Consider the following 12,970-nt stretch of genomic DNA (forward strand, 5'->3'; position numbering starts at 1 on the left):
CATTACTTTACTGTTACTTTAGTTTTATATGTCTTAATCTTTCCAGAATATAAGGTTACAGTTGCTGTAATAATAGCTTTTCCTTTTTTCTTTGCTGTTATTTTACCCGATGTTTTACCAATAGAAACAACGCTTGTATTATTAGATGTATACGTTATGGTAACTGCTCCAACACAAGAAAACTTTGTAGTACTTGTCATCGTATTCACCTTTTCTAACCAATCCGGTAATACTGGTATTATGGTACTTGTTTTGCCTTTTTTCAATGTCATACTCTTGGTAATCCGTACCTGATTAAGCAGAGAAGTTATTACTTTTGTATCCGCTTTTTTCGCTAATACTACATAGTCACCACCCTTAATTATCGGAAGGGACAGGTATCCCACTGCATCAATTACAAGGCTATATCCCCCTGGAATGGTATCAAGTTTCTTTGTAGTGTTATTATAATAGTACACATATACCTTTTTGCCTGGTTTTACTCCGGCTTGCTCTCCTATATATACTTTGCTCGTTACTTGAACCGGTAATACTTTTTCTGGCGCAATTGTTACTACTACGCCACTTGTGTTCTTGGTATCACTGGTTAATACTTTTTTAACGGCTGGGTTGGTATTTGCTCCTGTTACCTTTGTACCAAAACTAATTCCATCATGAATCAAAGCCTTCGTCAAATCGTTTGCTTTGATTGTCCACTGATAGAGCAGTTTTTGGCTCTGACTATTCACAGCAAGAGTAATTGTCTTATTATTCTCCTTAGCTGCCATAAGAATTTGTTTAGATACTGCAATATCATTCATAACAATACTCTCGTTGCCAATAAAGGAATCAGGAATTGTTACGACAACCTTCACATTCTTAACAGAATCCGATTTTATTTGGTTTATAATCATACTAGAAGGTAAATCAAATTTTAACTGGTATGGGTTCTTAGGCGTAGATGCTGCTATTTCCGATTTATATCCTTTTTCATTAAGAGTTACAAAAACCGTTGAATCACTACCAGTTATATCAACCCTAATGGTTTGCTTACTTATTGTCTCTGCTGAATCGGTTCCAGTATTTTCTTCCGATTCGCCGCTTGTATTATCTCCATTACCATTGTCCGTATTTCTCTCTACTGTTACCCGACAGGTTGCAACATATCTTCCATTAATTGTAGCCGTTAATACAGTGGTTCCTGCCCTTAATCCCATAATTGACACCGTCTTACTATCTTCTCCTACAAGTGTTTTTGCTATTGTAGAATCCGCTATCGTCCAGTTTACTTCACAATCAGTTTCTAAAGTAGCTATACTCTCTACTGCTTCAGGATCTTCTGATTTCATTTCCTCCATCATGGTTTTAACTGAAAACATAGATACATCTGTAGGTTCGGTTACTATCCGGCCTTCCTTTTGCTGTTCTTCGCTTGTTTGGTCTTCCTCTATTAAACCTTCTCCTTGTTGTACTTCACCAGTCTGTCCTTCCTCAACTTGGTCTGTTTCTATTTGAACTTCTGTTAAGTCAATTCCATTCGCGTCTCCAGCTGCTGGTGTTACTTCAAACATTGGGACCTTGTTACTATTAGCTGTACCTGAATTTCTGGAAGAGTAGAACTCGAAGGCACCACCTTTTCCATTTGAAGCAAATAGACAAAATGTCATAGCATTTGCAGTTGGATTATTTTGCTTATAGGATTTTACCAATTCTGTTAAATCAATCGTTGTATAGTCAGTTGTACTTTGGTTTGGTGTCTTGCTGGCACTTTCGTCCCAAAGTATCCGTACAGCTCCATTTGATGTTAACTGATCAAGGTTTGTAACAGAATCATTGGTATCAATACTTATTCCAAGCTTTACAAAGTCCATCGCGTAAGCTGCATCCTCTGAGAGTACTTCAGGTACTGGATATGCGTAGAATTCAGAAGTCACTCCGCTATTGGTTGGGTTTCCTTTATTCGTTGCAAAATGTAGTTTCAATTCTGCTTTATCAGTATTCTCATCTACATTACTAATATCTAGATCGAAGATGCTATATCTCCCTCTTCCAAATATAGAAAGCATGTTTGCATTTACTAATGCAGAAGACGATGTTGTCCCCTTATTCAAATAAGTATCATAGAACAACCCATTAAGCGATTGCCCTTCTATATAATTTGAACTTACTGTTACGTTACAGGTTTTTCTTAAACCTCCAGAACTCGTTACAGTAATTGTAGCTGTACCTTTTTTAACCTGTTTTAAGGTAGCTGTATTAGCTGGTGTACCTGGTATCACGGTAACAACACTTGAATCACTACTTGTCCATGTAATGGTATCTTCCGCATCACCGGGTGTTAAACTAGCAGTCAACGTTTGTGTAGTGCCACCTAAAATCATATTCAGCGTTTCCTTATCCAAAGTAAGGTTCGTTGCCGGATTAGATACTTCAAGGAGATAAGTCTGACTGTTTTCCATGTCACATAATTTTGATTCTGCTGTTATAACTAATTTATATGTACCTTTCGCTGTCGGAGTCCATGTAAACATACCGTCTGTATCAACCTTGGCACCCGAATCCATTATCTCAGTTACACCATCCGCTTCAAAAATCTTATAGGAATAAGTAACCTCATCAAATGGATGAACTGCATATCCATTAATTTGCTTCTCTTCACCCACGGAAAGTACTTCTTTAATTTCGTTAGTACTTACCTGAATATTATCAAAGGTGGTCGTTAAATTCGCTGAATTATTGGCACTAGTAAATATAGCTGCATAGATACCATTCTTAACCATATCCGCACTATAGATATAGGTTGCCTTATTCGAAGGAGTTGCCTGGTCCATAATATCTGTCCAATTCGTTCCATCATAACTGTACGCTCCCGTTACCATTGCTGTCCCATCTATCTGCACTGCATATTCTAATTTTAAGAATACCGGTTTTAATTCTCCTGCGGTAGCAGTAATATCAGACGGATAGATAGTCTGATAAGCATTATCATACGGAGTGCCTAAACCAGGTTCCTTCACCCCCATACCAATGAAAGTGTCGTGGGTAACATTCTTCCCTGTTTTAAATTCCGCTCCTGTTGCAAGAAATACACCTGAATTATTTCTTTGAACTCCTACATTCTCCGTATCATAAATCCTATCGGTAACCATAATTCCTGCATACTTAACATATTGACTCGGATCTGTTACTCTTGTAATGATAGTAGTACTGCCTTTTAATTTTTTATAAACGGTTGCTGCTCTGCCAACAGATCCATTTGCCCTAGCTCCTACCCCTAAAGTCAATGACGTTTTTGCACGATTGTTATAAGTCACTTTCATCTGTCCTTGATCATATGCTGTTGTTCCCCCTGCTGTCCAGTCGATTGGAAAACTTGGTGCTGTATCATTTGGTTCTTCAACAGTTATATCAAGGGTAAATACTTCCTTAAAATTATTGTTGTATACAGATACCTCCGCTGTATAAGTTGGATTCACTACCTGTGACTGCGTATAAGAAGGTGTCCATGCCAGTATGCCAGTTGAAGTATTGTAGGTTGCTCCTTTTGGCAGATTTGTCATTGTAAAAAAAGCATTACCTGCTGGATCAGAAGGCTTTATTAATAACTCAAAAGCTTCCTCTGCTTTGACAGTAGCAGAAGCATTTAATTTACCATTCATAAATTTTCCATCTGTAAACTCAGCTCCATAAAGTAACTGAGTGGTTACTTCACTTATTTCTACGTTTGGTGCTCCTTTTACAGTAATAGTTATTGTTTTTGTTGTAGATACATTTTTACCAGAATAATTACTACCAGTTGCACTAAATACCAAGGAATACCTTCCTGTTTGATATCTTCCCGGTGTCCATGTAAACAATCCAGTTTTCTCGTTCAGCTTCATTCCTAACTCATCTAGTGTATATTCCCTTCCATCATTACTCCTAATAGAATCAACAGCATATGTCATATCATTCTTACTAACGCTGTCATTGACACCTCCAAAAGAGCCCGTGTCTTTTATCTCCGCTTGTACCTGCATACTCAACTTTTCTTCTGCTTTCATGGTTTTATTAGCGATTCCGCTAATAACAGGCAGATTAGTATCTTCCATTACCTCAATTGTAATATCCGTTCCGCCATAGAAATCATTTACCCCGGTTTCTTTTGCTTTAAAGGTAAGTTGAGTTGTACCCACTTGTGTTGGCTTCCAAGTGAATACTCCATTGTTATATTCTGCTCTATCTGGTAGCGTTCCGACATATTCTATTTCACTCTTATCCAGTGGATTAACACCGAAAGCATCGAGTACGTTCAATTCTATTGTAATCTCTGTATCTTTCGAAAGAACTATATGATTTGATTCTATTGAAGAATTACCGCTAGTTATTTTAGCTACATCAAAAACAGGCGTTGTGTTATAGAAATCACCAGACTTAAATACTCCTCCGGTAGCTAAAGCAAGTCCAACATACCATTTGACGCCAGCACCAGTTGTATAATCCTGCCACCAGTACTTCGTATCAAAATCACGGCTTATTGTACTATGCAGAATCCATTGATTAGCAGTAGGGTACGATGTATCGTTATCACTGGCAGGAGCATAGTATAATAAGAATTCCTGCTTATCAGTTTTCGTTACTAATTTCAAATAATAATCTCCATTCGGAACAACTTTTTCATTCCATCGGGCACTTTGCCCAGCTTTATAATGGGTCTGTGCAAACAAGCCATACGTTTCATTCATCATAAAAGCGGTATGTCTGTTAGACGTTGCATCAAAACCATCACGAATCATTAACGCAGTCCCTATATTATTTGTAAAATCTGATTTCTTAATTTTTGTAATAAATACGCCATCGGTTGCAGCGTCTACTTCCTGATACATAAACCGAAATGAATTTCCATCGGTTGCCCAGATTCTATTTCCATCGGTATTCAAGGATAAAGTGGAGCCCGACTCTAAACTATACCCTGTCGTACGTGTATTGATATCTGTATTCTTCCATACTGAATTTGCAATTCTAACGCTACCTGGGTCCACCTCCGCACTAACGGTATCCGAAGCTTTACCAGCTTGTTTCTTAACGTTCAAAGGTACTACTTTAAAATACCAAAGCCCATCTGTTCCGTCTGTTAAGTTTTCTATCGTATACTTATAATCACGAAGGACTGTAACAAGAGCAGTCCATCCCTCTGTTACTCCTATAATGTTATTATTTTCATCTTTGATGACTGGATCTGTATTCGCTAGTTCTGCTTCCTTAGTATAGTAGACATGAAAGGTGTCTGAATAAGTAATGTTGGTCCAATTTAATGTTATATTACACAAAACATTATCACTAGATGCCGTTACCTTTGTCTTACCTGGAATTCCCGCTCCTAGATTCTCCGCATTATTTAATGAAATATTGTCTACCCTTCCAACAGTTGAAGACGCAACACCTACGTATACCGCATCTGCCATAGGTATATAGAACAGACCTAAATCATCTTCACTGAATCTTTCCCAACCTGTCGTTCCTAGATAATATGGGGTTCCCACTTCATCAGCCGTATTATAACGAAGTTGGTCTACTTCTCCAATTGGAATCCATTCTACGTTTGTCTTTTCCTCGCCTTTACCGACAAAGACATATACATAGAATCCTTTTCTCTCTACCTTAATCCACTGTGCACCTTCCACTGTTCCTGTCACGTCTAATGGATTCATATCATTATATACATTATAGAAATCTGGCACCATATTAAACTTCTTAATAATACTTGGGTACTGGCGATAAGAGAAGTGATATGTCCCTGTATCTGGATTCAGTGAGATAAAACCGCCTCTGGTCAGCTTTGTTATACTCTCTTTGAACATTACACCCGTGTTATCCCCGGATTCCACCTTGGCAACATACGTAAAATCTCCGGTGGTTTCTATACTATCCATATCTTCTAAGCTTGCGGTTACCTGCTTTTCTTCCCCAGTTTTCAACTTCAGGGAATATGTTGAAAGGCTTGCCACCTCTCCATCTGTTATATTGGTTGTATGAGCAAACAATAATGCACCATCATTCTGTGTCGTTCCTGTGAATTCAATAGCAGCTGATTCAACCACACTTGCTTGTATATTCTCTGTAGTTCCATCTACATCCATTACAGCCCAGTTTCCTTGTAGAATATCTTCGGTTTTGGTTGCTGCTATTTTTGTATACACCGATGGATTACCGCTTACACCATGCTTATTAACACCGACCACACGGTAATAGTATACTTTACCTGCTATAATCGTATCATCCACATATACATTCTTATCACTTTCTACCGTCCCAACCAATTCACCTAAATTCTCTGCCACCTCGGAACGATATACCTGATATTCTTTGTTTGTATATCCACCATGTGTCCAACTTACTGCTACTATGTTTCCATCAGCAACGGCTGTGGTGAAGATAGATGCCATAGGAATATCACTAATATAGGATTCAGCTCCTAAATCCAGTACTGCACAACTATAGGCTGGTATTGTCACCTTACCATTCAAAACGGTAAGATTCTTGCCAGATACCAAATCCTTTACTGTATCTGCCGTGTAAGATGAAGGCAGTACTACTGCATAATCTTTCGCATTATTAGAATCCACTCTAGTTGTATTCATTGCTATAACATATTGGTTATACTGGAACGAATAAAACTCTCCGTATCCACCAAAAGGAGAACCTGATTTGGTAGGCTGCACCTGATAATCCTCCTCAGAATCACTGAACTTGGCTACTGGAAGGATTTCTCCGTATTTAGCATTAATCACTTGATCTGGAAATACAGTAACCGGATCATAAGCTATATCATAATTTGCCCAATCTGTTTCTGTATTCCAGAAGCCAGATGGGGTATATCCAACTTCATGTTCTACCATTGCAATAGTGTCATACTCACTATTTATCGTATGAATTCTGCTCATCCCATTCAAACCTGGATCTGATTTGTACTGAAGCTCAATGTAATAGGTAGTATCTTCATTACGGAACATAACAACCGAATCATCAATATCATAGAATGTAGTTTCGTTTAACTGGTTCTTAACTGCTTCTGTATAACTATTAAAACTTCCCTTATCTACACCAAGTGCCTCTAGTTCTGCTTCAGAATACCAATCTACATTCGTACCAGGCATCAGCGCCCCATTGGCAGTTTCTGATTTCACATACTGATATCCAGAAGCAGTATAGATATCTGCCCAGGAAGAGGCTCCCATCTTCGAAACATATTGACCATCCATTAGCATCTGTTTTGCATAATTTACGGCATTGTTTGCATATTCCAAATTGGTAAGATACATTTCCTCACCAAACATCTGAGTAAACTCCGACTGTCTATCTACTAATATCTTCTTTAGATACGCCATGGTAAATGGTTTATTCTCATTGGAAGAAGAATCTAATGTTCCTAGATAACCTACCTTATAAGGATAATATGGTCCACGACATTCTATGGTTGCTTCTAGTGACATGACCCGGTTCCCATAACTATCTACGGCAGCATATCTCATATGAGTTCTTGCGTTGCTGGCTTCAAGATAAAGTTTTAGAAAATTAAGATCTTTTGTTAAGCGATATGCTTCCACAAGCATGTCGCTATGTTCTCCATAACCTGCTGCATAGGTTGTCTCTCTTGTTAAGCCTGCATCTGTTACCATATAATAGTTTTCTCCGAATACTTTTCTGTATTCTCCATTATAGATACGATTTCCTGTCATAGTTTCGGTATTCTTATCTCCAGTATTACCTGTAGTAGAATACACGTTGTTAAATGCCCCAATATTCTCTATGACTAAATCACCATTATATTTCCCATCTGAATTTCCTACCGCTTCTACTGTTCCATCAATTACATCTATGTCCAGATAAGCCCATACCCCCATACTTCTGTATAGGAATCGGATTGCAGAACTCATATCTTCTGCTTTTTCTGAGCCGATTGCCATCAATCCTGCGTTGGATAACCATGCCCCTAGCATCTGAAACATTACTTGATTCGTTAGCGGAGTAAGTGTATACGCATGTGTTCTTGCATAATTGAAATTTAGCCAAAGTATTTCTTCATATGCCGTCTTTCTTGAAGTTTCTCCATGCCCTTCTATGTATTCCTTCTGTACTTTCTCTAAGCGAAAAGGTTGATCTGGCGTTAAAAATTTCGCTACGCTTGAAAATGTTTCTTGCCAATTGATCTTTTCATTCCCCTTCAACCATGATTCAAAGTCTGTATAGGAAGTTCCTAGTTCTATCGCCCTTCCAGTTTCAAACATTTCATATACTACGTACAGAGCCTCTCCCATACCTTGATAGAAACCACCCCAAGATGATTGATGCCCTCCTGTTTGTATAGTAGCAGGTCGGTTTAGGTAATTAATAACCAGACGGTCGCAACCATTTCGAATGGCATCAATAATATTATCAAAACCGACCTCCTTAATAACTTCATCATATTCCTTAGATTCTGACATCATATCTACGATGGTTCGCATATTGTTGGTATTCTTAACATTTTGAGAATAAGGCATCAGCATCGTACCACTACCCGCCGCATTATCAGTATGCGTCCATGTAGTAGTCTTATAACCATCTCCTCCTGATGTGGCTACTACGGTTTCTAATATACTCTTTGCTTTTGCCGCAAGATTAGTTATTACCACTTCTTCTTCCGTAGTCGTTGCCACGGAATTAACCGACGGCAAATACCTTGAGGACTTTGTTGTATCCTTAATTACCTTGTCTGCCAAAGAAGCAGTGGTATGAACATAACCATAGTAATATCCTGCTGACTGTTGATCCATCTTCCTATAAAAGTGTTTCTCCACAGAACCTGCTCCATAAGGATAGGTATCCGCTCCCGTCTTTATAGATACTGTTAACTCTGTTTTTCCTTTGGTTTTTTCAATTGGTATCGGAACTGTACTATAATAGAATCTACCGCCAGCCGGTTGGTCCGATGTTCTTGTAGTAATTACCAAAGGTGATTTGAATATAATTTCATTATCAATTGCCAGATATGTCTTCATGATTGGTATATCAGAACCCCATAATTTTAAAGTGAAATAATTCTGTGCATCTGGATCCACTTTAATCGTAAATGCAATTTCACCACCCCAATATTCCACAACCTCTTTTGGTAGTGAAACTCTGGCATTCTCACCACTCTCACCAGTAATGATCTGGCTATATGTGGAATCCATCTTATGCGCTTTTTCATCTTTAGAATCCCCCAAATCAATTGTGTCAATAACCCCATATGTTCCCCATACATCTTGGTAGCTAGTAGAAGTTATGGTATCTTCATTCACCGTTTCAGCATTGGATTGGATTACCATGCTATCAAGGGGAACTGCTGTGACCATAACGATCGTAGCCAAACATACCGATATCTGCCTTCTTAACCTCATTAAGTGCATATTCTGCCTCCTCCTTTTGATGATACTATCATCTATAAAGTTATACATTACTCCTGTATTGTATCAACGATAATTCAGTCAAAATAGGTAGTTTTTTAAGATTGTAACACTTCTTTTTAAGCAAAATATACAATTTTATATTAATTACTAACCACTCATATAAATAATTATTTACGAATATCAATAATTTAAGCAAAATCCGGTTTAAATTACTAAGTTCTATATTGTAATTTCCTTATGTAGTATACTGCATTTTTCCAAAATTACCGCCTCTCTTTCATCTTGCTGCATCGCATGAAATTGGACAGATTTCAAAGATACCCCTCTCACATTTCTAATATCCATGAAGGTTGCCCTACTCCAATCAGGAAAGTAATTTTCTGAGCATGATATTCCCGGATGTATCTTCTGATCCAACACCTCAGGGTATTCTTCTGGAATTTCTTCTCTTTTCACACCGCCAATAGTTGTATATACAAGATGATCAATCATTATCTGCTCAATTGGATGATTATCTTCTGCATCCATACGAATACCATTAAAACGAGGACTTCCCATAATATCTTTATGAAAACGCAAATGCGTCTCTTTCATCTCTTCATCATCGGTTGCAAATATATTAGAAAAAAGGATTCGTTTCATTGTTCCAATATCCGGCATGTCCGTTAATTCCACTGAACTACCTAATCCGCCTGGTAAGAAGCGATTGTTGAGAATGGCATAGATTGGCCTTCTTACATTACGCATCACAATATTACTCACCATAATATCAGAGATGTTCCCACCTTCTGTACATTCTAATTTAATCCCTTCTCTCCATACATTGTACATCGTACAATTATGGATCGTAACCTCTGAGATGCTTCCTATAGATTTCAGTCCGATACGAATTGCTGCACAGATAGAGGTAAATTCACAATTGAAGATATGAATATTCTTCACCGGGTACTCTTTACTACTAGCTTGTAGACACAAATTATCATCCGTTCCTTTAATTCTGCAGTTATTGACAAACACATGACTACATCCATCAAAGTCAAGCCCATCCCCGTTGTATCTTTTTTCATTACAGATATCTAATCCCTCTGTCCATATATAGCTGCTGTCAAGGAATGCGATTGTCCACGCAGCAGAGTCATATAACTTCAAATCAGAGATATGAATATGACTGCAACGTAATAATCGAATCATCATGGGGCGATAGATACTTCCTTCATTTGGAAATGCTTCTGCATTGCCATTTATCTCTCCATGCCCATATAAGCCAATATTCTCTGCCTCCTGTGCATAGATAAAACAACGGTCCATGTCCTTTTCATTCCGATAACGGTTATAGTGAGTGTCCGCTCCATAATCTTCTATATTCGGACTCGCAAGTAATTTAGCCGAAACTGCGATTTCTATATAAACATTGGATCTTAGATAAAGAGTTCCTGATACAAAAGTTCCTTCTTCAAGTAGAACAGTTCCTCCACCTTGTTTGTTACATAGGTTAATTGCCTCCTGAATTGCTTTCGTATCTTTTGTTACACCATCTGCCTTTGCTCCAAAATCTTTTGCATTATAATATGTTTTCATAATCTTTCTCCTTTAACTATTTTTTTATTCACTCTTAATCTTATCCTGTACTGTTTTATATACTAACCGTTCCATATAATAAATCCCCATGCAAACTTCAGTATTACAATTACTGACAAGTATGCATAGGGATGCAAGCAATTACCTACTCTAAAGTAAGTTTTTATTTTTATTGAAATTGACGAGATAATGTTAAATTTGATTTTTACATTTGAGTCTGATTATGATATTTACCAAATGAAGAAATCTTCTCCTTTTAACTTAAACATTGCTTCCATAAAATAAAAATCTCCATATGTAAAATTCTCATGCTTAACCGGGCTATGGTATGCACCTGTACAATTTTGTAATATACCATCATTATCACAATCAAAGTTGCAACGACTTTGTTCTAATGCTTTAAGCATCTTAATAGCCGCATTAATATAAACATCTTTCTCATATTCTCCTACTAGCTTTGCAATCTCAATTAATCCACAGGCAGCCACTGCTGCCGCAATAGAATCCTCCCATACCGGCTCTTTTGGCTGTCTGAAATCAACAGGAATAATTCCATTTTCCGGAATATTGGCCATAAAGTAATGGGCTACTCTCTTTGCTGTATCCAGATATTCTTTTTTTTCACTATGCAGATAACTGATAACAAAGCCATAAAGTGCCCAAGTCTGACCTCTTGTCCAAGAAGATCCATCTTCGTATCCTTGTCCTCCATAGGTTCTTACAACTCCTCCGTGAAATGGGTCAAATTCCACTATATGATTCACAGAACCATCTGGACGAATAAAGGTGTCCATAACCGTATCGGCATGTATCATAGCAATCTGTTTAAATCTTGGATCTGCAGTCTCTTCCGAAGCCCAGTATAGGAGAGGTATATTAAACAAACAATCGATTATTGCCCAGCCTCTTGTGTCATCTTCACCAACGTTATTCCACGCCCGAATAAACTTACCAGCTGGGTTAAATCTTCCAGCTAGAAGATTCGCCGCATGTAATGCTCTTCTTCTTGCCTCTGGATTCTTTGTCAGTCTGTAATCTGCCACTGCTGTTGGAAGCCACATAAATCCAACATCATGATGAAGACCATAGTAATATTCAAAACAACGATCTAGTTTTTTCTCCGAGACTCTTGCTATATCTGCATACTTCTCTTCTTTCGTTTCATGATACATTAGCCACATCATCCCACCCCAGAATCCGTTTGTCCACCAATTAATTCCATCATCATCATTCCAGTCCAATGTCTCCATAGAACGATCATCATGTACTCCATCCACTGCTTTGGCTGGTATCTTATCCTTACTTCGTTCACTCACCACTTCTATCTTATTGGTTATTCTTTGAATTACCGAATCTGCCCAAGTTTTATCGTTGTCTGTTACCATCTTCACTCTCTCCTTCTTCCTAATTAATATCTACCTGTTATTACTGCGTTATTTAACATACGAATTGCCTTCAATAAAGATCCGCCATTGCGGACTGTAAACAACCATGGAATTGTTCAAATACCGTTTTAACACTTGCTATAAGTATTGTAACAACAGTATTCTATTCTTTATATGCAAATTTTTAATCATTACAAGCATTTTTTTTAGATGTTACTGCTTTGCAAGCCAAACAAAGGGGCTGTTGCAAAACTAACTAATTAGGTTAGTTTTGCAACAGCCTCCTCTTTATACCACCAGATGAAAAATGCAGGTTCCGAAGAACCTGCATTAATAGTATAATTATGTTATGTCAAATAACTTAATTAACTATAAAGATTATACCAAATTTAAGGATTCTTATCAATTGGTTTTACCATTAAGTTTGGAAAGTCTTATACCAGAAGATGACTCTGTCCGACTGCATAGCCACGTTATGGAGGGATTGGATTACACGAAGTTGTATCAGGCTTACGCTTCTACAGGAAGAAAACCAGCAGTGGAACCACAGATCATGTGCAAGGTAGTGACTTATGCTTATTCCAAAAACATCTATTCTAGCAGGAAAATAGAAAAAGC

At 37.7% G+C, this 12,970-nt stretch carries 4 protein-coding genes; 1 reads left to right on the forward strand and 3 read right to left on the reverse strand.

Annotated features, from left to right (window positions below):
* Positions 1–2 precede the first annotated feature (2 nt).
* The 3 genes from BUB90_RS19720 to BUB90_RS19730 all read right to left on the reverse strand — a co-directional run bounded on the left by BUB90_RS19720 (position 3) and on the right by BUB90_RS19730 (position 12,352).
* Complete coding sequence (locus BUB90_RS19720) at positions 3–9,389, reverse strand: Ig-like domain-containing protein (RefSeq protein ID WP_073290661.1); 9,387 nt, start codon at positions 9,387–9,389, stop codon at positions 3–5.
* A gap of 219 nt (positions 9,390–9,608) precedes the next feature.
* Complete coding sequence (locus BUB90_RS19725) at positions 9,609–10,967, reverse strand: glycoside hydrolase family 28 protein (RefSeq protein WP_073290663.1); 1,359 nt, start codon at positions 10,965–10,967, stop codon at positions 9,609–9,611.
* Between the two features lie 230 nt (positions 10,968–11,197).
* Entirely contained in the window at positions 11,198–12,352 is a 1,155-nt protein-coding gene (locus BUB90_RS19730; protein ID WP_073290665.1) for a glycoside hydrolase family 88 protein, read from the reverse strand.
* A 349-nt stretch (positions 12,353–12,701) separates the two neighbouring features.
* Here BUB90_RS19730 and BUB90_RS19735 point away from each other — a divergent pair.
* On the forward strand, positions 12,702–12,970 hold a 269-nt coding region (locus tag BUB90_RS19735), incomplete at its 3' end, for a transposase (protein WP_139241819.1).

Source organism: Anaerosporobacter mobilis DSM 15930, from assembly GCF_900142955.1.
Taxonomy (GTDB): domain Bacteria; phylum Bacillota; class Clostridia; order Lachnospirales; family Lachnospiraceae; genus Anaerosporobacter; species Anaerosporobacter mobilis.

What these genes read in the sequence shown, in the direction of transcription:
- BUB90_RS19720 (WP_073290661.1), bottom strand. Translation starts at nt 9,389, where the DNA reads ATGCACTTAATGAGGTTAAGAAGGCAGATATCGGTATGTTTGGCTACG.
- BUB90_RS19725 (WP_073290663.1), bottom strand. Translation starts at nt 10,967, where the DNA reads ATGAAAACATATTATAATGCAAAAGATTTTGGAGCAAAGGCAGATGGT.
- BUB90_RS19730 (WP_073290665.1), bottom strand. Translation starts at nt 12,352, where the DNA reads ATGGTAACAGACAACGATAAAACTTGGGCAGATTCGGTAATTCAAAGA.